Annotated in this window: 2 protein-coding genes; both read left to right on the forward strand. The window is 77.5% G+C overall.

Features of this window, described 5'->3' with window-relative positions:
* Positions 1–537: 537 nt before the first annotated feature.
* Positions 538–19314 (forward strand): amino acid adenylation domain-containing protein, encoded by an 18777-nt coding sequence (locus tag ACIQIB_RS06285; protein WP_400756978.1) that lies wholly within the window; start codon positions 538–540, stop codon positions 19312–19314.
* Positions 19307–23932 carry a beta-ketoacyl synthase N-terminal-like domain-containing protein gene (locus ACIQIB_RS06290; protein ID WP_400756980.1) on the forward strand — a complete coding sequence of 1542 codons (4626 nt, stop codon included), beginning with the start codon at positions 19307–19309 and terminating at the stop codon, positions 23930–23932. Before ACIQIB_RS06285 ends, ACIQIB_RS06290 begins: the two co-directional genes overlap by 8 nt.
* The last annotated feature ends 85 nt before the right edge of the window (positions 23933–24017 follow it).

The raw sequence follows: 24017 nt of genomic DNA on the forward strand, positions 1-24017 counted from the left end.
CGTTCCAGGAATGGGATGGATAAGGTCACAAGGATTGCCGGGGTGTGCCGGAATGGCGCCCCCGAGCCGGTCCTAAACACCAAGCGGAACCGCGATGAGTGAATCGTCATCGATGACCGCATTCAAGGCCGATCCGGCATGGGTGGGAACCGATCAGTGGAGATTGGCTTGTTTCCAGGCCTTCCGGTGGCCGAACTCCGGTAGGTGACACCATGATCGCTCGGTGTTATGTCATCAGCTCAGCCTGGGTGTTACACCGGGCTCACCTGGGGGTAACGTCAGGCCGGGCGGCGCGGGGGCGGCCGTCCGGCATTTCCGCGTGACCTTTATCGGCCAGTGAAATGGATCGCTTGACTCGTCGAGTTCTCCTCATGCAGAGTGAAACTCGGGTCGGCGCCGAAGCCGGGCCGTCGCGCTCTCCCGTCGGCGCCCGTGGATTACGTGAAATATGAACGACCCGTCCTGCTCCGGCCCGCCCCGGGGCGCCGGGGGGTATTCAGGCGGAAATTCCACTCACACCTATTGAGGGTTGGTGCCATGTCTGGCCACGAGGACGCCGGTCACCCGCTGTCGGGTGCGCAGAGGGGCATCTGGTTCGCGCAGCGGATCGACCCCGGAAGCGCCGCGTTCAACACCGGCGAGTCCGTGGAGATCCACGGACCGGTGGACCCGCGGCTCTTCGAGACCGCGCTGCGGTACACGGTCGCCGAGGCACAGACCTTCCAGCTGCGCCTCGCGGAGACGGCCGACGGCCCGCGCGCCACCCTCGACCCCGACGCCCCGTGGCCCCTGCACCACGTCGACCTCGCCGCCGAACCCGACCCGGGCGCCGCCGTCGACGCCTGGACCGCCGCCGACCTGGCCACCCCCGTCGACCTCGTCGACGGCCCGCTGTTCACCCACGCCCTGCTGAAGGCCGCGCCCGACCGCTGGTTCTGGTTCCTGCGCGCCCATCACATCCTGCTCGACGGCTACGGATTCAAGCTCGTCGGCCGCCGCCTCGCCGAGGTCTACACCGCGCTCGCCGACGGCCGCGAACCGGAGCCGGGACCGTTCCTGCCGCTGGACCGGCTGACCGCCGAGGAGCGGGCCTACCGGGAGTCCCCGGCCTTCGCGCGCGACCGCGCCCACTGGACGGCGCGGCTGGCCGACGCCCCCGCCGCCGTGGGCCTCACCCCGCACACCGCGCCCCCCGCCGCGCCGTTCCGCCGCCGCGAGACCGTCCTCGACGCGGCGGCCACCGCCCGGCTGGACGCCGCCGCCGCCCGGTTCGGCGTCACCCGCACCGCCCTGCTGCTCGGCGCCGTCGCCGGTTACCTGCACCGCGCCACCGGCGCCCAGGACGTCCTCCTCGGCCTGCCCACCATGAGCCGGGTCGGCTCGGCGGCCCTGCGCACCCCCGGCACCGCCTCCAACATCCTGCCGCTGCGCCTCACCCTGCCCGCCGGGACCACCGTCGGCGGCCTGCTGCGCGCCGCCGGCGAGGAACTGGACGCCGTCCGGCGCCACCAGCTGTACCGGGGCGAGGACCTCCGCCGCGACCTGCGGCTGCTGGGCGACGGCGCCCGGCGCCTGTACGGGCCCGTCGTCAACCTCATCCCGTTCGCCAACGAGGTGGGCTTCGCCGGACACCCCACCACCTGGCACCACCTGACCGGCGGCGCGGTCGAGGACCTCCAGATCAACGTCCGCCCCGGCGCCGACGACACCGGGCTCTGGCTCTCCTTCGACGCCAACCCGGCGCTCTACACCGACGACGAACTCGCCGACCACCAGGACCGGTTACTGCTCCTGCTCGACCAGCTCGCCGACGCCGGCGCCGACCTGCCGCTGGCCCGCACCACCCTGCTGCACCCGGCCGAGCGGCCCGCGCCCGCCGGCGCGACCACCGATACGCCCGCGGCCCCCGACGCCACCCTGCCCGCCCGCTTCGACGCCCAGGCCGCCCGCACCCCCGACGCCGTCGCCGTCACCGCCGAGGACACCGAGCTCAGCTACCGGGCGCTGGGGGAGCGGGCCAACCGGCTGGCCCGGCTGCTCGTCGCCCACGGTGCCGGACCCGGCAGCACCGTGGCCCTCGCCCTGCCCCGCACCGGCGACCTCGTCGTCGCCGTGCTCGCCGTCCTCAAGAGCGGGGCCGCCTACCTGCCGCTCGACCCCGACTACCCGGCCGAGCGGATCCTCGCCGTCACCGCCGACGCCGCACCCCGGCTGCTGGTCACCCGGGCCGAGGTGGCCGACCGGCTGCCGGTCACCGCCGCCACCACCGTCGTCCTCGGCGAGGCCGGCACCGAGGCCGCGCTCGCCGCGCAGTCGCCCGCCGACCTCACCGACGCCGACCGGCCCGCGCCGCTCACCCCGGCCGACCCGGCCTACGTCATCCACACCTCCGGCTCCACCGGCCGGCCCAAGGGCGTCGTCGTCCCGCACGCCAACGTCGTCCGGCTGTTCACCACCTCGGCGGAGCACTTCGGCTTCGGCCCCGACGACGTCTGGACGCTCTTCCACTCCTACGCCTTCGACTTCTCGGTGTGGGAGCTGTGGGGCCCGCTGCTGCACGGCGGCCGGCTGGTCGTCGTCCCGCGCACCACCACCCGCTCACCCGCGGAGTTCCTGCGCCTGCTGCGCGCCGAGGGCGTCACCGTCCTCAACCAGACCCCCTCCGCCTTCCAGCAGCTCGTCCAGGCCGAACGCGACGAGCCGCCCGGCGCCGGACCGCTCGCGCTGCGCCACGTCGTCTTCGGCGGCGAGGCACTGGAACCCACCCACCTCCTGCCGTGGACCGAGCGGCACGGCGACCGGGCCCCCGCCCTCGTCAACATGTACGGCATCACCGAGACGACCGTGCACGTCACCCACCACCGCCTGGACGGGCCCGGTGAGCGCGGCGCCATCGGCGCGCCGCTGCCCGACCTGCGGGTCCACGTCCTGGACCACGCCCTCCAGCCCGTCCCGCCCGGCCGCACCGGCGAGATGTACGTGGCAGGACCCGGCCTCGCCCAGGGCTACCTCGGCCGCCCCGACCTCACTGCGGAGCGCTTCGTCGCCGACCCGTACGGCCCGCCCGGCACCCGGATGTACCGCACCGGCGACCTCGCCCGCCGCCTGCCCGACGGCACCCTCGCCTACCAGGGCCGGGCCGACCAGCAGGTCAAGATCCGCGGCTTCCGGATCGAACCCGGCGAGATCGAGGCCGCGCTGGCCGGCCACCCCGACGTGGCCCGGGCCGCCGTCGTCGCCCGCGAGCAGGGCGAGGGCGACCGCGTCCTGGTCGGCTACGCCGTGCCCCGGCCCGGGACGAACCCCGACCCCGGGCGGCTGCGCGCCCACCTCGCCGCCCTGCTGCCCGAGCACATGGTGCCCAGCGCCTGCGTCCTGCTCGACACCCTGCCGCTGACCCACAACGGCAAGCTCGACACCGCGGCACTGCCCGCCCCCGACTACGCCGCCACCGCCGGCGGCCGCGCCCCGGCCACCGAGGCCGAGGCCCTGCTCTGCCGCCTCTACGAGGACGTCCTGCGGCTGCCCCGGGGCACCGTCGGCGCCGACGACGGCTTCTTCGACCTCGGCGGCCACTCCCTGCTCGCCACCCGCCTGGTCACCAGGCTGCGCGGCGAGACCGGCGCCGAACTGCCGATGGCCGCCCTGTTCGCCGACCCGACCCCGGCCGGGCTCGCCGCCCGCCTCGCCGCGGCCGGACCGGCCCAGGACGGTCCCGCCCGGCCCCCGCTCCGGCCCGCCGAGCGTCCCGACCGCGTCCCGCTCACCCCCGGCCAGGCCGGCCTCTGGTTCCTCGGCCGGCTCGAAGGTCCCAGCCCCACCTACAACATCCCGCTGACCCTCCCGCTGCCCGCCGGAACCGACGAGGACGCGCTGCGCGCCGCGCTCGCCGACCTCACCGCCCGGCACGAGGTGCTGCGCACCCTCCACCCCGACCAGGACGGCGTCCCGCACCAGCTGGTCCTGCCCGCCGGCCACCCGGCCGCCCGGCCCGACCTGGCCACCGCCGACGCCGCCGACGCCGCGGAGCTGGCGCAGCTGCGCCGCGCCGCCGTCCGGCACGGCTTCGACCTGGCCACCGAACCCCCGCTCCGCGCCCACCTGCTGCGGCGCACCGACGACGGCACCGCCCTGCTCGTCCTGGTGGTCCACCACATCGCCGCCGACGGCTGGTCCCTCGGCCCGCTCGGCCGCGACCTGGCCCGCGCCTACGACGCCCGCGCCGAGGGCCGGGCCCCCGACTGGCCGCCGCTGCCCGTCCAGTACGCCGACTACGCGCTCTGGCAGCACGGCCTGCTCGGCGACGAGACCGACCCGGACAGCCCCGCCGCCCGCCAGCTCGCCTACTGGCACGACACCCTGGCCGCCCTGCCGGACGAACTCCCGCTGCCCTACGACCGGCCCCGCCCGCGCACCCCCGGCCACGCCGGCGACACCGTCACCCTCCACCTGGACGCCGGCCTCCACCAGCGCCTCACCGACCTCGCCCGCGCCCACCGGGCCACCCTCTTCATGGTGCTCCAGGCCGCCTGGGCGGCCACCCTCACCCGCGGCGGCGCCGGCACCGACATCCCCGTCGGCACCCCCACCGCCGGGCGCGACGACCCGGCCCTGGAAGACCTCGTCGGCTACTTCGTCAACACCCTGGTGCTGCGCACCGACACCGCCGGCGACCCCGCGTTCGGTGACCTGCTCGACCGGGTCCGCGACGCCGACCTCACCGCCCACGCCCACGCCGGGGTGCCCTTCGACCGCGTCGTCGAGCACCTCAACCCCGCCCGCGCGATCGGCCGCCACCCCCTCTTCCAGGTGATGCTGGCGCTCCAGAACGCCGACGGCGCCGACGACACCGAACTGGAGATCGCCGGCACCAGGGTCCGCCTCGACCCGGGCGGCATCGGCACCGCCCGCTTCGACCTCATGCTCGACTTCGCCGAGCGCCCCGCCGACGGCCACCGGGCCCAAGGGGTCGACGGCACCATCGAGTTCAGCACCGAACTCTTCGACCGCCGCACCGTCGAGCGGCTCGCCGCCCGGCTGCGCCGCCTGCTCGCCGAGGCCGCCGCAGCCCCGCACACCCCGCTCTCCGCGCTGCCCCTGACCGACCCCGACGAGGACGCCGAGTGGGCCGGCTGCGCCCCGGCCTGCGAACGGACCCTGCTCGCCCAGGACGGCGTCCGGGACGCGGTCGTCACCGTCCGCCGCTCCACCGCCGGGGCCCCCGGGGCCGTCGCGTACGTGGTGCCCGACGGCCCCGTCGACCGCCGCCGGCTCGCCGCCGCCGTCCGCCGCGACCTGCCCGCCGCCGCCGGACCGCTGCTCACCGTGCTGCTCTCCGCCCTGCCCCGGACGGCCGACGGCGCCCTGGACACCGAGGCGCTGCACCGCCTGCCCGTGCTCGACGACGCGCTCGCCGCCGCCTGGGAACGCGACCTCGCCCGGACCCCCGGCACCGAGGCCGCCGCCGCCGTCGTCCGCGACACCACACCCCCCGCCCCCGGCCTGCTCCACCTCGGCGGACTCCCCGGCACGGCCGGCGCGGGCACCGCCCCCGAGGAGCCGTCCGCGCTGCTCGACACCGGCCCCGACCCGGCCGGCGCCGTCCCCGCGCTCAGCGAGGGCCCGCCCCCGCCCCCGCTGCCCTTCCCGCACCTCGCGGCCGCCCTGCGCGCCGCCGCCGAGGGCACCGGCGAGATCGTCCACCTGCGCGCCGACGGCACCCACCGGCGGCAGAGCTACGCCGAACTCGCCGCCGAGGCCGCCCGCATCCTCGGCGGCCTGCGGGCCAGGGGCGTGCGCCCCGGCGAGACGGTGATCTTCCAGTTCGAGGACAACCAGGACTTCCTGCCGGTCTTCTGGGCCTGCGTCGCCGGCGGCGTCACCGTCCTGCCGATGGGCGCCCCCGCCTCCTACCGGGACGCCTCACCGCTGCGCGACAAGATCGAACGGATCTGGGAGGCGCTCGGCCGGCCCCGCATCGCGGCCGGTACCGCCGCCGGCGCCGCCCTGCGCGCCCGCGCCGCCGACCAGGGCTGGACCGACCTCGACGTACTGGTCGCCGACGAGCTGCGCACCGGCGAGCCCGCCACCGACTGGCACCAGGCCGGCCCCGACGACACCGCGCTGCTGCTCCTCACCTCCGGCAGCACCGGCCTGCCCAAGCGGGTCACCGTCACCCACGGCATGGTGCTCAACCGCTCGGCGGCCACCGCCCGGCTCAACGCCCTCGGCCCGGACGAGACCACCTTCAACTGGATCCCGCTCGACCACGTCACCGGCGTGGTGATGTTCCACATCCGCGACGTCGTCCTCGGCTGCCGCCAGATCCACGCCCCCACCGGCTGGATCACCGAGGAGCCACTGCGCTGGCTCGACGCCCTGCACCACTGGCGGGCCACCGTCACCTGGGCGCCCAACTTCGCCTTCGGCCTGGTCAGCGAGCGGGTCGCGGCCGAACCCGGCCGCGGCTGGGACCTCTCCGCGCTCAAGCTCGTGATGAACGCCGGCGAGGTCGTCGTCCCCCGGGTCGTCCGCCAGTGGCTGCGCCAGCTGGAGCCGTACGGCCTGGACCAGACGGTGATGCACCCCGGCTGGGGCATGTCCGAGACCAGCTCCGTCGTCACCGACACCTCCTACACCCCCACCGGGCCCGGCTCCGACGACACCTATGTGAGCTGCGGCAGGCCCTACCCGGGCTTCGCGATGCGCGTCGTCGACGACCACGACCGGATCGTCCCCGAGGAGCGCGTCGGCCACCTCCAGGTGCGCGGCCCCTCCGTGACCCCCGGCTACCACGAGAACCCCGAGAAGAACGCCGAGTCCTTCACCGCCGACGGCTGGTTCCGCACCGGCGACCTCGCCCTGCTGCGCGACGGCGAGCTCTACCTCACCGGCCGGGCCAAGGACGTCATCATCGTCAACGGCGTCAACCACCCCAGCCACGAGATCGAGGACGCCGTCGAGGAGAGCGCGGGCGTCCTGCGCGCCTGCACCGCCGCCGTCGCCGTCCGCACCTCCGCCACCGCCACCACCGACGAGATCGCGGTGTTCTGCTGCCCCGCGCCCGGCACCGACGAGCGCGCCCTGCTCACCGAGATCGCCGGCCGGGTCACCCGGCAGACCGGCGCCGCCCCGGCGTTCGTCCTGCCCGTCGCCCCCGCCGACATCCCCAAGACCGAGATCGGCAAGATCCAGCGGACCCTGCTCCGCAAGCGCCTGGAGGCCGGCGAGTTCACCGAGGTCATCCGCCGCACCGACCTGCTGCTCGGCACCGAACGCACCCTGCCCGACTGGTTCCACCGGCCGGTCTGGCAGCGCACCCGGCCCGTCCACGCCGCCACCGCGCACCCCGCTCCGACCCTCGTCCTCACCGGCGGGGCCGGCGACCGCTCGCACGCCGTCGGCACCGCGCTGGCCGCCCTGCTCACCGCCGACGGTTCCCCGGCCGAGGCCGTCACCGGCCCGGACGCCCTCCGCGGGCGCGCCGCCGCCCGGATCGTCGACCTGCGGCTGCTCGCCGACCCCGGCCCGGCCGACCGGGCACCCGCCGACCCGCTGGCCGCCACCACCCCGCTGACCCGGCTGATCGAGGCGCTCACACCCCCGCCGGCCGACACCCCGGACGGCCCCGGACACACCGTCACCCTCGAAGTCGCCGCCCGGCACAGCCACGCCGTCCACCCCGGCGAGCCGGTCCGCCCCGAACGCGCCGCCGCCGTCGCCGTCCTGCGCAGCGCCGTCCAGGAACTGCCCTGGCTCGACGGCCGCTGGACCGACCTCGGCCCCGACGGGGAGGAGCCGGACCTGACCGCCCGCCGGCTCCACCAGGAGATCACCACCCCGCCCGCCGACCCCGACGTCGCCCTGCGCCCCGACGGCCGCTGGACCAGCAGCCTCGCCCCGCTGCCCGCGCCCGAGGAGGACCCCGCCGCCGGACCGGTCTTCGAGGAGGGCGGCCACTACCTGATCACCGGCGGCCTCGGTGGCGTCGGCACCGAGACCGCCCGCCACCTGCTCACCCGCTACCGCGTCCGGCTCACCCTGATCGGCCGCCACCCCGCCGCCACCCGCCCCGAACAGGCCGCCGCGCTGCGCGAACTCCAGGCGCTCGGCGACGTCCGCCACCGCACCGCCGACGTCACCGACCCCGAGGCCGTGCGGCACGCCCTCGCCGAGGCCCGCGCCGAGTACGGCGAACTCGCCGGCGTGCTCCACCTCGCCGGCCACTTCGCCGAACACCCGCTCACCGCCACCACCGCGGACCAGTGGGAACGCGCCATGGCCGCCAAGGCCACCGGCGCCGCCGTCCTCACCGAGGAACTGCGCGACCGGCCCGGCACCCTCTTCGTCTCCTTCTCCTCCGTCAACGGCTACTTCGGCGGCGCCCTCGCCGCCGCCTACTCGGCCGCCAACGCCTACCTCGACGCCCTCGCCGTCCACCAGCGCGCGCTCGGACTGCGCGCCCACAGCGTCGCCTGGAGCATGTGGGACGACCTCGGCGTCAGCCGCGGCTACGCCCTCAAGGCGCTCACTCGCGCCCGCGGCTTCCGCCTGCTCAGCCGCCGCGACGGCGTCCGCTCGCTGGCCGCCGCGCTGCGCCACGGCCACCCGCACGTCCTGGTCGGCCTCGACCCGTCGGCCCCCTGGGTCCGCAGCCACCTCGCCGCCCCCGCCCGCCCGCTCCAGGAACTCGCGGGCTACCGGGCCGGCGCCCCGGCCGAGCCGCCCGCCGCCCCCGACGACCGCTTCGGCACCCCCGTCGGCTGCGCGCTGGAGACCCTGGACGCCCTGCCCGCCACCCCGGACGGCCGGATCGACCGGCAGCTGCTCGCCGGCCAGGCCCGCGCCGCCGAGGCCGGCGGCGCCCCCGCCCCCGGCCCGGAGCAGGACATGGCCCGGATCTGGAGCGAACTCCTCGACACCGACCGGATCGGCCGCGACGACGACTTCTTCGCCCTCGGCGGCCACTCCCTGCTCGCCACCCGCCTGGTCGGGCGCCTGCGCACCGTCCTCGGCCTGGAGTTCACCGTCGCCGACCTGTTCGCCGCCCCGACCCTCGCCGCGCTGGCCGCCCTGGGCGCCGAACGCGCCGCCGAACGCGGCGACGCCCCGGCCCGCCCGCCGCTCGTCCCGGCGGCCCGGCCGGAGAACGTCCCGCTCTCCTACGCCCAGCAGCGGCTCTGGTTCCTCAACCAGCTGGAGGGCCCCAGCCCCACCTACGACATCCCGCTCGTGGTCCGGCTCACCGGCACCCTGGACACCGGGGCGCTGCGCGCCGCGCTGGGCGACGTCACCGACCGCCACGAGATCCTGCGCACCCGCTACACCGACGACCAGGGCGTACCCCGCCAGGTGGTGCTGCCGCCCGGCGCGGCCCCCGCCGCGCTGACCGTCACCGTCGCCACCGGCGGCGAGCGCGAGGAGCACATCCGGCGGGCCGCCCGGCACACCTTCGACCTCACCACCGACCTGCCGCTCCGCGCCGAACTGCTCACCGGCGGACCGGACGCCCGCGACCACGTGCTCGTCCTGGTCGTCCACCACATCGCCGGCGACGGCTGGTCGATGGGCCCGCTCGCCCGCGACCTCGCCCACGCCTACACCGCCCGCAGCCGGGGCACCGCCCCGGCCTGGACGCCGCTCCCGGTGCAGTACGCCGACTACACCCTCTGGCACACCGCCGCACTCGGCGACGAGACCGACCCGGCCAGCCCGGTCGCCCGCCAGCTCGCCTACTGGCGCACCGCGCTGGACGGCATCCCGGAGGAGCTGCCGCTGCCCGCCGACCGGCCGCGCCCCGCGACCGGCAGCGGCACCGGCGGCCGGGTGCACACCCGGGTGCCCGCCCCGCTGCACCGCGCGCTCACCGACCTGGCCGCGGCCGGCCGCGCCAGCCTGCTGATGACCCTCCAGGCCGGGATCGCCGCCCTGCTGACCCGGCTCGGCGCCGGCACCGACCTGCCGCTCGGCTCCCCGGTCACCGGCCGCTCCGACGAAGCGCTCGACGACCTGGTCGGCTTCTTCGTCAACACCCTGGTGCTGCGCACCGGCACCCACGGCGACCCGGCCTTCCGCGACCTCCTGCAGCGCGTCCGGGAGAGCGACCTCGCCGCCCTCGCCCACCAGGACGTGCCCTTCGACCGCCTGGTCGAGGAGCTCAACCCGGTCCGCTCGCGCGCCCGGCACCCGCTGTTCCAGGTCGCCTTCGCCGTCCAGGAGACGCCCCGGCTCGGCGCCGGCATGCCCGGACTCACCGCCGAGGTGGACCCGGTCGAGACCGGCACCGCCAAGTTCGACCTCTTCTTCGCGGTGGTCGAGCGCCGGACCGCCGACGGCGCGCCCGACGGCCTCGACGCCTACCTCGAATACAGCGCCGACCTCTTCGACGCCGCCACCGCGCGCACCCTGCTGGCCCGCCTGGTCCGGCTGCTGGAGTCGGCGGCCGCCGCCCCCGACACCCCGCTCAGCGGCCTCGACATCGTGCTGCCGCAGGAGCGCGGCCGCCTGGTCACCGGCGTCGCCGGCGCCGGTGACGACCTCGAACTGCCGGGTGTGCTGGGCCTCTTCGCCGACCAGGTGGAACGCCGGCCGGACGCCCTCGCCCTGGTCGGCCCGGACACCGGCCTCACCTACCGCGACCTCGACCGGGCCGCCAACCGGCTCGCCAACCGCCTGCTCGACCGCGGCCTCGCCCCCGGCGACCGCGTCACCGTGGCGGCCCCGGCCGGCACCGACGCCGTCACCGCCGTCCTCGCCGTCCTCAAGGCGGGCGGCGTCCTCGCCGGCACCGACCGCGCCCTGTCCACCGCCCTGCCCACCGCCCCGGCCTTCCTGCTCGCCGCCGAACGCCCCGAGGGCGCCCGGCCCGGCGGCCCGGCCGTGGTCACCTTCGCCGAGGGGCGGGCCCACCCCGACGCCACCGCGCCCGCGGTGCCCCTCACCGACGAGGACCCGGCCTGGCTGGTCCGCCCGCCGCGCGGCACCGCCGTCCTCACCCACGCCGCCCTGGGCCGCACCCTGCGCCCGCTGCTGCGCCGGACCAGGCTGAGCGACGCCGACGCGGTGGCCCTGCTCGCCCCGCTCGACTCCGAACGCGCCTGCTGGGAGATCCTGGCCCCGCTCACCCGGGGCGCGCGGATCGTCGTCGACCCCGGCCCCGCCGCCCCCGACGCCGTTCCGGCCGCCACCTCGGACGCCGCCCCGGCCGCCTCGCCGGACGGCGAAGGACCGGACCGCCCGGACGCCGCCCGGGCCGCCGGCGAGCGGATCCGCCGACTCGCCCCCCACGGCCCCACCCTGGCCTTCCTCACCGCCGACCACGCCGACCTGCTGCTGACCGCCGCCGACCACGACCCCGCCCTGGCCGACGCCCTGCCGGACGCCGTCTGGTGCGTCGGCACCGGCTCCTCGCCCGACCAGGCCCGGCGGTTCGCCGACCGCTTCGCCGTCCCGCTGCGCCGCCTGCTCGCCGTGCCCGCCGCCGGGGTGGTGGCCTTCGCCGACCCCGCCGCCGGCGAGGACGGCGCCCCGGGCGGCGGGGGAGCGCCCTACACCCCGGTGGTGCCGACCGTCGTGCTCGACGCCGCCGGCGCGCCGGTGCCCACCGGCGTCCACGGCGCCGTGCACGTCGCCGCGCCGGGCCTGCTCGACCCGGACGCCGGGCCCTGGCTGCCGCCGAACACCCTCGGTGCCGCCCTGCCCGGCGTCGACCGCCTCGCCCGCACCGGACTGACCGGCCGGATCACCCCCGACGGCCGCCTCGACCTGCGCGGCCCCGAGGACGGCTGGGCCGAGCTCGACGGCCGCTGGACCGACCTCGGCGAGGCCGAGCGCGCCCTGCTCGACCTGCCCGCCGTCCGGGAGTGCGCGCTGCGCCCCCGGCGCGGCCCGGCCGGCCGCACCGGCCTGGTCGCGTACGTCGTCGCGAGCGGCCCGCTGACCACCGCCCAGGTCGCCCGGCGGCTGCGCGCCGCCCTGCCCGGCCTGCCCGCGCCGATCGCCGCCGTCCTGCTCACCGCGCTGCCCAGGACCGCCGACGGACGGCCCGACCCGGCCGCCCTGGACGCCCTCCCGGTGCTGGACGACGACCTCGCCGCGCGCTGGGAGCGGCGGCTGCGCGAGCTGCCGGGGCTGCGCGAGGCCGCCGTGCTGCGGGCCGACCGCGCCGAACCCTCCGGGCGGGTCCACACCGGCCTGCCGGTCCACGCCCCGCAGCCGGCCGGCCCGGCCGCCCCGGCGGACGGCACCGCGCCGGACGAGGGCGTGGCGGCGGGCGCCGCCGCGCCCGCCCTGAGCGACGGCGGCCCGGCCCCCGAACCGCCCCACCCCGACCTGGTCTCCGCCCTGCGCGCGGCCGCCGCGGCCGGTCCGGGCGGCGGGATCACCTACCTCGGCGAGGACGGCGGCGAGCGCGAGCAGTCCTACCCGGAGCTGCTGGCCGACGCCTCCCGGGTGCTCGCCGGCCTGCGCGGCCTCGGCCTGCGCCCCGGCGACCGGGTGCTCTTCCAGCTCGGCGACAACCGGGACTTCGTCACCGGGCTCTGGGCCTGCCTGCTGGGCGGCCTCACCGCCGTCCCCCTGGCCGTGCCGCGCACCGGCACCGGCGACGAGGCCGCCGCCGCCCGCCTGGACGGCATCTGGCAGGCCCTCGGCGGACCGCTGGTGCTCACCGACGCGGCCCGCGCCGACGGACTGCTCGACACCGCCCGGCAGTACGGCTGGCAGGACGCCCGCACGGCGGACCTCGCCGAGCTGTCCCGCCGCGAGCCGGACCACGACTGGCACCGCCCGGACCCGGACGAGACCGTGCTGCTGCTGTTCACCTCCGGCAGCACCGGCCGGCCGAAGGCCGTCCCGCTCACCCACCGCAACGTCCTCGTCCGCTCCGCCGCCACCGCGCTCGCCAACACGCTGACGCCCGCGGACGTCTCGTTCAACTGGATGCCGCTGGACCACGTCGGCGGGGTGGTGATGTTCCACCTGCGGGACGTCATCCTGGGCTGCCGCCAGATCCACGCGCCCACCGGCTGGGTGCTGGCCGAACCGCCGCGCTGGATGGCGGCGGTGGACCGCCACCGGGCGACCGTCACCTGGGCGCCGAACTTCGCCTTCGGCCTGCTCGCCGAGCACGCCGGGGCGGTCGAACGCGCCTCCTGGGACCTCTCCTGCCTGCGCTACGTGCTCAACGGCGGCGAGGCCGTGGTGGCCCGCACCGCCCGGCGGTTCCTGCGGCTGCTCGTCCCGCTCGGTCTGCCGAAGACCGCGATGCGCCCGGCCTGGGGCATGTCCGAGACCTCGTCCGGCGAGATCGAGGGCACCTTCACCCTGGACGGCACGGCCGACGAGGACCCGTACGTCAGCGTCGGACGCCCCTACCCGGGCTTCGCCGTCCGGATCGTCGACGACCGGGGCATCGTCCCGGAGGGCCGGATCGCCCGGATCCAGGTCCGCGGCGCCGCCGTGACGCGGGGCTATCTGGACGCGCCCGAGCACAACCGGGAGGCGTTCACCGAGGACGGCTGGTTCGAGACCGGCGACCTCGGCTTCCTCCAGGAGGGGGCGCTGACCATCACCGGCCGCGCCAAGGACGTCATCATCGTCAACGGCGTCAACCACGCGGGCCCCGAGATCGAGGCGGCCGTCGAGGAACTCGACTGCGTGGAGCGCTCGTTCACCGCCGCCTGCGCGGTCCGCGGCCGCGACGCGGCCCGGCCCGGCGGCGCCGGCGACGAACTGGCCGTCTTCCTGGTGCCCCGGGAGGGCGCCGACCCGGCGGAGACCGTCCGCCGGGTGCGCGGCCGGATCACCCGGCAGGCCGGGATCGCCCCCGCCTACGTCGTCCCCGTGGAGCCCGGGCGGATCCCCAAGACCGAGATCGGCAAGATCCAGCGGACCAGGCTCGCCCAGGACTTCCAGGCCGGGGCCTTCGACGCCGACCTCACCCGGGTCGACCTGCTGCTCGGCAACGAGCGCACGGTGCCCGACCGGTTCTTCCGCCGGATCTGGCGGCGCGCCGAACTCCCCTCCTACGGCGCGGATCCGGCCGGCCCCGGCCGCGGCGAGGTGCTGATCGTGCCCGGCCCCGCCGGGGCCCTCGCCGCCGCGCTCGCCGAGCGCCTGCGCGCCGACGGCCGCACCGTCCGCCTCGGCACCGGGGACGGCACCGACCTGCCCGCCGAGGCGCTCACCGGCGTCGACACCGTGCTCCACCTGACCGGCTACGGCCCCCCGCCGGCCGGCACCGCCGCGCCGGGCACCCCGGCCGCCCTGTCGGCGGGCTCCCGCGCCGCCGCCCGGCTCGCCACCGCCCTGGCCGCCGCGCCCGCCGCCGGCGACCAGCGGCGGGTGGACTGGTACACCGTCACCAGCCGGGCCCAGAGCGTCCACGACGGCGAACCGCTGGACCCGGCCCGGGCCGCCGCCGTCGCCACCGTCAAGAGCCTCGGCCAGGAACTCCCGTGGCTGCGCACCCGCCTGATCGACCTGCCCGCCGAGGACGGCGGCGACGGCGCCACCGCCGTGGCCGCCGGCCACGTCCTGGCCGAGCTGGCCGCCGCCACCGCCGAGCCCGAGACCGCCTGGCGGGCCGGCCGCCGCTGGGTCCGCCGGCTGCGGCGGCTGCCCGCCCCCGCGCCGCGCCCGGCCGGCCGGTTCTTCCGCCCCGGCGGCCACTACGCGCTCACCGGCGGCCTCGGCGGCGTCGGCGCCGAGATCGCCGAACACCTGCTGACGGCCTACGGCGCCCGGCTGCTGCTGCTCGGCCGGACCGCCCTGCCCGACGAGGCCGACCGGGACCGGCACATCGCCGCCGGCACCGCCCTCGGCCGCACCCTGGCCGCGCACCGCCGGCTCGCCGCGCTCGGCGAGGTCGACTACGCCGTCGCCGACGTCACCGACCCCGCCGCCGTGCGCCGCGCGCTCGCCGCCGCCGAACGGGACCGGGACACCCCGCTCGACGCCGTCCTCCACCTCGCCGGCGACCTCACCCAGCGGCCGCTGACCGGGCTGACCGACGAGGACTGGCAGGCCGCCTTCGCCGCCAAGGCGGCCGGCACCCGGGTGCTCTGCCGGCTCGCCGAGGAGCGCCCCGGGCTGCCGCTGGTGGTCTTCTCCTCCGTCAACGGCCACTTCGGCGGCAGCGGGCTCGCCCCCTACGCCGCCGCCAGCGCCTGCGCCGACGCGCTCTGCGCCGAGGCCGCGCGCACCGGGGCCGACGTCCGCGTCCTGGCCTGGAGCATGTGGGAGGACCTCGGCATGAGCCGGGGCTACGCGCTCACCGACTTCACCCGGGCCCGGGGCTACGCGGTCCTCGGCCGCCGCGAGGGCGTCCAGTCGCTCGCCGTCGCGCTCGCCCACGACGACCCCTACCTGCTCATCGGCCTCGACCCGGCGGCCCCCTGGGTGGGCAGTCACACCGACGGGCCCGCCCGGCCCGCCGAGCGCCTCGTCGGCTGCGTCGTCACCGAGCCCGGCGCGCCCGCCCCGCACACCGACGGGCTCACCCTGCCCGACCGCTACGGCGCGCCCGTGTCCTGCGCCGTCCTCCCGGTGCCCGGACTGCCCGCGCCCGGCGACCACGACGGGTGGCGCCGGCTGGTCGGACGGCACGAGCCCGCGTCCGGGGACGGCCCCGGCGGCGCCGCGCCGCTCGGCCCCCGCGACGACACCGAACGCGCCCTGGTCCGGATCTGGGGCGAGGTCCTGGAGCGCGACCGGGTCGGCGTCGAGGACAGCTTCTTCGACCTCGGCGGGCACTCCCTGCTCGCCACCCGCCTGGTCAGCCGGATCCGGACGGCCTTCGGCGTGGACCTCGCCGTCGGCGCGCTCTTCGAACACCCCACCGTCGCGGCCCTCGCCCGGCTGGTCACCGGCACCGCCGGCGGGCCCGGCGGCACCCCCGCGCTGCGGCCGGTGCCCAGGACCGGGCCCGTCCCGCTCTCGCACGCCCAGCGCCGCCTCTGGTTCCTCCAGGGGGTCAGCGGCTCCAGCCCCTCGTACCACATCCCGGTCGCCCTGCGGCTGACCGGCGACGTCGACACCGAGGCGCTGCGCGCGGCGCTGTACGACGTCCTCGCCCGGCACGAGAGCCTGCGCACCGTCTGCCCGGCCGGGGCCGGCGAACAGCTGGTCCTCGCCGCGGACGCCGCCCTGCCCGACCCGCTGACCACCGAGACCGTGGCACCGGGCGACCTCGACCGGCGCCTGACCGAGGAGGCCCGCCGCCCCTTCGACCTCGCCCGGGACCTGCCGCTGCGGGCCCGGCTGCTCGGCACCGGCGACGACGAGCACGTCCTGCTGCTGGTGCTGCACCACATCGCCGCCGACGGCTGGTCCCTGGCGCCGCTGTACCGCGACCTCACGGCGGCCTACCGGGCCCGCCTGGACGGGCGGGCCCCCGACTGGCCGCCGCTGCCGGTCCAGTACGCCGACTACACCCTCTGGCAGCGCGAGGTGCTCGGCGACGAGAACGACCCCAACAGCCCGGCCGCCCGCCAACTCGCCCACTGGAGCCGGGCGTTGTCGGGGCTGCCGGAGGAGCTGGCGCTGCCCGCCGACCGGCCCCGCCCGGCCGTGGCCAGCCACCGCGGCGCGCTCGTCTCCACCACCCTGCCCGCCCCGCTCCACCGGGCCCTGACCGAGCTGGCCAAGGAGGACCGGGCCAGCCTGTTCATGGTGCTCCAGGCCGCCGTCGCGGCCCTGCTCACCCGGCACGGCGCGGGCACCGACATCCCGCTCGGCACCACCGTCGCCGGCCGCGCCGACGAGGCCCTCGACGACCTGGTCGGACTGTTCGTCAACACGCTCGTCCTGCGCACCGACACCAGCGGCGACCCGGGCTTCCGGGAGCTGCTGCGCCGGGCCAGGGACACCGCCCTGGACGCCTTCGCCCACCAGGACCTGCCCTTCGAACGGCTGGTGGAGGTGCTCAACCCGGCCCGCTCGCTCGGCCGCCACCCGCTGTTCCAGGCGGGCCTCGTCCTGCAGAACAACGCCCGGCCGACCGCCGGCCTGCCGGGTGCCGCCGCCGACCCGGTGACCGTGCACGGCGGCACCGCCAAGTTCGACCTGTTCTTCGGCTTCCGCGAACGCACCGCCGAACGCACCGCCGGGGCCGGGCCGGACTCCGGTCCGGCGGGCGCCGCACCGGCCGGCCTCGACTGCGTCGTCGAGTACAGCACCGACCTCTTCGACGAGACGACCGTCCGGGAGCTGACCGTCAGGCTGGAACGGCTGCTCACCGCCGTCGCCGCCGACCCCGACCGGCCCGTCGGCGCGGCCGACATCCTCTCCGCCGAGGAGCACACCCGGCGGGCCGAGGCCGAGGACGGCGGCCCCGCCGGCCCGGTCCACACCCTGCCCGCCCTCTTCACCGCCCAGGCCCGCCGCACCCCCGACCGGCCCGCGCTGCGCTGGGCCGGACCGGAACCGGAGGACCTCGACTACCGCGAGCTGGACGCCCGGTCCGCCCGGCTCGCCCGGCTGCTGGCCGCCCGGGGCATCGGCCCCGAGCGCACCGTCGCGCTCCTGCTGCCCCGCTCCACCGGCCTGGTCACCGCCCTGCTCGCGGTCGGCCGGACCGGCGCCGCCTACCTGCCCGTCGACCCGGACTACCCGGCCGACCGGATCGCCTACATGCTCGACGACGCCGACCCGGCGCTGGTCATCACCGGCACCGAGCTGGCCGGCCACCCCGCCCTCGGCGCCGCCGACGCCCCGGGCGCCCGGCCGCGGCTGCTGCTCGACGCGCCCGCCACCCGGGCCGAGCTGGCCGCGCTCGCCGACACCGACCTCACCGACGCCGAGCGCACCGCCCCGCTCCGGCCCGACCACCCGGCCTACCTGATCTACACCTCCGGCTCCACCGGCCGGCCCAAGGGCGTGCTGGTCACCCACCGCGGCATCGCCGACTTCACCACCACCCTGCGCGAGCGCTTCGGCAGCGACGAGCACGCCCGCGTCCTGCAGTTCGCCTCGCACAGCTTCGACGCCGCCTTCTGGGACGTCTGCGCGGCCCTGCTGAACGGCGGCTGCCTCGTCCTGGCCGAGCGCACCCGGCTGCTGCCCGGCCCCGGCCTGGCCGACCTGCTGCGCACCGAGCGGATCAGCCACCTCATCCTGCCCCCGTCCGCGCTGGCCGCCCTGCCGCCGGACGCCCTGCCGGCCGGCACCACCCTGGCCGTCGGCGGCGAGGCCTGCCCGCCCGAGCTGGTCGCCCGGTGGGCACCCGGCCGGGTCATGGTCAACGCGTACGGCCCGACCGAGTCCACCGTCTGCGCCACCCTCAGCCTGCCGCTCGCCGCGCCCGCCGACGGCCCGGCCGGCGCGCCGCCGATCGGCCGGCCGGTGCGTGGCACCCGGGCCCGGGTCCTGGACGCGGCCCTGCGGCCCGTCCCGGCCGGCGTCCCCGGTGAGCTGTACCTCGCCGGTCCCGGGCTGGCCCGCGGCTACCTGGGCCGCCCGGGGCTCACCGCAGAACGCTTCGTCGCCGACCCCTACGGCCCGCCCGGCACCCGGATGTACCGCACCGGCGACCTGGTGCGCCGACGCGCCGACGGCCAGCTGGAGTTCCTCACCCGGGCCGACGAGCAGGTCAAGATCCGGGGCTTCCGGATCGAGCCGGGCGAGATCGAGGCCGTCCTGGACGCCCGGCCGGAGGTCGCCCGCAGCGCCGTCGTCGCCCACCAGGGCCCCGGCGGCAAGCAGCTCGTCGGCTACCTGGTGCCCGCCGCGCCCGGGACCGCGATCGACCCCGCCGCGCTCCGCCGGGAGCTGGCCGGGACGCTGCCGGACCACCTGGTGCCGGCCGCCCTGGTCGTCGTCGCGGAACTGCCGCTGACACCCAGCGGCAAGACCGACCGCGCCGAGCTGGCCCGGCGCCCGCTCGCCCGCCCCGCGGGCACCGGCCGCACCGCGCCGCGCGACGGGCTGGAGCGGCGGATCGCGGAGCTGTGGACGACCCTCCTCGGCCTCGGCGGGACGCCCGGCAGCGACGAGAACTTCTTCGACCTCGGCGGGCACTCCCTGCTGCTGGTCGGACTGCAGGGCGCGCTGGCCGAACTGACCGGCCGGCCGGTGCCGATCGTCGACCTGTTCACCCACACCACGGTCGCCGCGCAGGCCGCCCACCTGGGCCGCACCGCACCGACCGCCCCGGACACCGCCCCGGCATCCGGCTCCGCCGACCACGGCACGCCCGACCGGCTCACCGCCGCCCGGGAACGCGCCGCCCGCGCCGAACGCGGCCGCGCCCAGCGCCAGAACCGCGGCCGCCGCCCGGCCGGCCCCTCCCGAAAGGACACCTCCCAGGATGACTGAGACCAGCGCGGCAGCCGAGCACGGGCCGTACGAGGGGGCGGGCGTCGGCGCGGACGACGGGATGGACGACGGGACCGGCGCGGACATCGCGGTCGTCGGCATGGCCGGCCGCTTCCCCGACGCCCCAGACCTCGACCGCTTCTGGGCGAACCTGGTGGCCGGCCACGAGTCGATCCGGGACGTCGGCGAGGCAGAGTACCTCGCGGCGGGCGGCGACCCGGCCGGACTGGACGACCCGTACCTCGTCCGCCGGGCGTCGGTCGTCGACGGGATCGAGCTGTTCGACGCGGAGTTCTTCCACTGCCGGCCCACCGAGGCCGAGGTGATGGACCCGCAGCACCGGCTCTTCCTCGAATGCTGCTACCACGCCCTCGAACAGGCCGGCCACCAGCCCGAGCGCTCCGACGGCCTCACCGGCCTGTACGCGGGCGCCAGCCAGAGCAAGTACTTCCTGGCCAACGTCCAGCCCCGGCTGGCGGGCCGGGCGCTCTCGCTGGACTGGTTCTCGGCGGGCCTCGGCAACGACGCCGGCGCCTTCGCCACCCGGGTGGCGTACGAGCTCAACCTGACCGGGCCCGCCGTCTCGGTGCAGACCGCCTGCTCCACCTCGCTGGTCGCCGTCCACCTGGCCTGCCAGGACCTGCTCAACCACTCCTGCGACACGGCCCTGGCGGGCGGCGCCTCGCTCGACCCGCTGGCGCTGCGCGGCTACCGGCACACCCCCGACGGGCCGCTCTCCCCGGACGGCCGCTGCCGGGCCTTCGACGCCGCCGGGGCCGGGATGTCGCCCGGCAACGGGGTCGGCGTGGTGGTCCTCAAGCGGCTGGCGGACGCGCTGGCCGCGGGCGACCACATCTGGGCCGTCATCAAGGGCTCGGCGATCAACAACGACGGCCGCCGCAAGGTGGGCTTCACCGCACCCAGCCCGCAGGGCCAGGCCGAGGTGATCCTGGCCGCGCAGGCGGCGGCCGGCGTGGACGGCGACTCGATCGGCTACATCGAGGCGCACGGCACCGGCACCGCGCTCGGCGACCCGATCGAGGTCGCCGCGCTGACCGAGGCGTTCCGCGAGAGCACCGCCCGCGAGCGCTACTGCGCGCTCGGCTCGGTGAAGACCAACCTCGGCCACCTGGACGCCGCCGCCGGGATCGCCGGACTCATCAAGACGGTGCTCGCCCTCCGCCACCGCACGCTGCCCGCCAGCCTCCACTTCGAACGGCCCAACCCCGCCATCGACTTCGCGCACGGCCCGTTCTACGTCAACACCGCGACCGCGCCCTGGCCGGCGCCGGAGCACGGCCCCCGGCGGGCGGCCGTCAGCTCCCTCGGCATCGGCGGCACCAACGCCCACGTCATCCTGGAGGAGGCCCCGCCGGCCGCCGACCGGACGGCCGTCCCGCCGGCCGGTGACGGCTCCGTCGTCCTGCCGGTCTCCGCCCGCTCCGTCGTTTTGCCGGTCTCCGCCCGCACCCCGGCCGCGCTCCAGGAACTCTCCGGGCTGCTCGCCGGACACCTCGCCGCCCACCCCGGGCTGGCCCCCGACGCGGTGGCCCGCACCCTGGCCGAGGGCCGCCGGGACCTCCCGTACCGCAGGGCCGTCGTCGCCCGCACCCTCGGCGAGGCCGCCGAGCGGCTCGCCCGCCCCGACCCCGGCACCGACGGCTCCGGACGCCTGCGGCTGGCGTACCTGCTGCCCGGCGGCGGGGCGCAGCACCCCGGGATGGGCCGGGGGCTGTACACCTCCGAGCCCCGCTACCGGGCCGAGATCGACCGGGCCGCGGCCGTCCTGGAGCCGGTCCTCGGCCAGGACCTGCGCGCCGTGCTGTACGAGGGCGCCGAAGGCCGGGGCGCGTGGTCCTTCCCGGCGCTGGTCGCCACCGAGTACGCGCTGGCCCGGCTGCTGATCGCCCGCGGTGCCCGGCCGGACGCCCTGATCGGCCACTCGCTGGGCGAGTACACCGCGGCCTGCCTGGCCGGGGTGATGACGCTGGAGGACGCCCTGCCGCTGGTCAGCGAGCGGGAGCGGCTGCTCGGGCTGGCCGGCGGCCGCACCCTCAGCGTCGCGCTCGCCGAACCGGCCGTCCGCGAGCTGCTCTCCGGCCCGGCCGGTGCCGGGCTCGGCCTCGCCACCGTCAACGCGCCCGAGGTGTGCGCGGTCTCCGGGCCCGCCGACGCCGTCGAGCGGCTGGAACGCCACCTGAGCGGCCTCGGCGTCGAGCACCGCCGGGTACCGCTGCCCACCGCGCCGCACAGCACCCTGCTCGACCCCGTCCTGGACGCCTACGCGGCCGCGCTGCGGCGGGTCGAGCTGGCGGCGCCGGGCATCCCGTTCTGCGCCGGGCCGACCGGCACCTGGATCACCGACGAACAGGCCACCAGCCACGACTACTGGCTGCGCCAGTTCCGCGAGACCGTGCGTTTCGCCGACGGCGTGGCGGTGCTCCACGCCGAACTGGCGGCCAAGGGCCGCACCGCCCTGGTCGAGGTCGGTCCCGGCCGTTCGCTCTCCCGCTTCGCCCGGCTCGGGCTCGGCGAGTCCGTCACGACCGTCGCCGCGATGCGTCACGCCCAGGCCGAACTGGACGACCGGGACGTCCTGCTGGGCGCGCTCGGCGAGCTGTGGACGCACGGCGCCCCGATCCGCTGGACGGACAGCACGGACAGCACGGACGCGGCCGGCCCGCTGCCGCGCAAGGTGCCGCTGCCCGGCTACCCGTTCCAGCGCCGCCGCCACTGGATCGACGCGCCGCCCGCCGCCGCCCCGGCCGCCGCCGGGCGGACCGTGTACGTCCTGCCCGAGGGCCTGCGCGACGACAACTACCCCACCACCCGGGCGCTCGCCGCCCGCACCCGCGGGCACCTGGTGATCACCGGCGCGCCCGTGTCCGTGTCCGCGCCCGCCGCCCCCGCCGCCGAGCCCGTGCCCGCGCCCGGCCAGGACGCCGCCGCCCGGCTCGCCGAGGCGGAGGAACGGCTGCGCGCGGCCGCCCCGCCGGCCCCGGCGGGCGAGGAGGAGCGGACGGCCGGGCTCAACCGGCTCTGCACCCTGCACACCCTCATCCACCTGCGCCGTCACGGCCTCGCCGGCGGCCCGGGCGAGACCCGCACCCGGGCCGAGGTGGTGGCCCGCCTCGGCGCCGTCCCCGCCTACCGCAAGCTCGTGCACGCCCTGCTCGACGGGCTGGTCGCCGACGGGGTCGCGGACTTCGACCCGGACACCGACACCCTCCGGTTCACCGAGGGTCTGGTGGCCCTCACCGGCCCGGCCACGGCGGGCCCGGGCGGCGACGACGTCCTCGCGGGCCTCGTCGCGGAGACCGGGCGGTCGCTGACCGCCCGCCACCCCGACCTGGCCGGCGAGCTGGAGCTGCTCCGGGACTGCGTGGCCGCGTACGACGCCGTCCTCGGCGGCACCCGCTCCGGCACCGAGGTCCTGCGCCCCGACGGCAGCGGCGACCGCTCCAGCTCGGGCGCCGAGCGGGTGCTCGCCCACGGCGACGTCGCGGTCTACCGCGAGCTGGTCGCCGAGGAGATGGCCAGGACGGTCCGGGAGGCCGCCGGCCGCCCGCTGCGGATCGTCGAGGTCGGCGGCGGCCAGGGCTATCTGACCTGGCCGGTGGTCGAGGCGCTGCGCGGGGCCGGGCCGGTGGAGTACCACTTCACCGACCTCGGCCGCTCCTTCGTGGTGGCGGCCCAGAAGGAGGCCGCCGACCGGGGCCTGGACTTCCTGACCTTCGGCGTGCTGGACATCGACAAGGGCGCCGCCGCGGCCGAGCTCGGCGGCTTCGACGCGGTGCTCGCCTTCAACGTCCTGCACGCCACCCCGGACCTGCGCCGTACCGTCGGCAATCTGCGGGAGCTGCTGCGCCCCGGCGGCCGGGCCTACATCCTGGAGGCCACCGGCACCCCGCGCGCCGCGACCATGACCGTCGGCCTCTTCGAGGGCTGGTGGTACTTCGACGACGACCTGCGCGAGCACTCCCCGCTGCTGCCCCCGCACCGCTGGGCCGGGCTCCTGTCCACGCTGGGCTTCGACCCCGTCCTCGCCCTGCCGGCCCCCGGCCGTGCCACCGCCCCCGACCACGGCCTGATCATCGGCACCCGGCCCGGCGGCGCCGTCGCGGACGGGCTCGCGGCGGCCCGGCTCGCCGAACTGCGGGCGCTGGGCGCCACCGTGGAACTCCTCGCGGACGGCGAGCTCCCCGGCGATCAGGCCCCCGGCGGTCCGGCGCCGGAGCGGACCCCTGAGGAGGACGCGCCCGGCGCGGCCCCGGCAGCCGCCGGCGGGTCGTTCAACCGCCGCCCCGACCTCGCCACGGCCTACGTCGCCCCCGTCACCGAGCTGGAGAAGCTGGTCACCCGCCACTGGGCCGCCGTGCTCGGCCTCGACGAGGTCGGCGTCGAGGACAACTTCTTCGACCTCGGCGGCGAATCGCTGCTGGTTCTCCAGATGGCGAGCCGGCTGCGTGACGAACTGTCGGTCGACCTCGCCGTCAAGAAGCTGTTCGAGAACCTGACGGTGGCCGCCGTCGTCCGCGAGATCGAGGCCCTCCGGCAGAACGCCGCGCCCGCCCCGGAGCGGATCGCCCCCAGCCGGCGGCGCGGCGGCCGGAGCTGACCACCCGCCGGGTGGGCGGCCGGTTCCGCCCACCCGGCCCCCCGACCCGTTGGTGACCCGCCCCGCGCGGGCGTCCAGGCACCCA

The sequence above is a fragment of the Kitasatospora sp. NPDC092286 genome, assembly GCF_044755565.1.
GTDB lineage: Bacteria > Actinomycetota > Actinomycetes > Streptomycetales > Streptomycetaceae > Kitasatospora.

Bases quoted from the DNA above. Each gene is read 5' to 3' on its own strand.
- ACIQIB_RS06285 (WP_400756978.1), top strand. From the start codon at position 538: ATGTCTGGCCACGAGGACGCCGGTCACCCGCTGTCGGGTGCGCAGAGG.
- ACIQIB_RS06290 (WP_400756980.1), top strand. From the start codon at position 19,307: ATGACTGAGACCAGCGCGGCAGCCGAGCACGGGCCGTACGAGGGGGCG.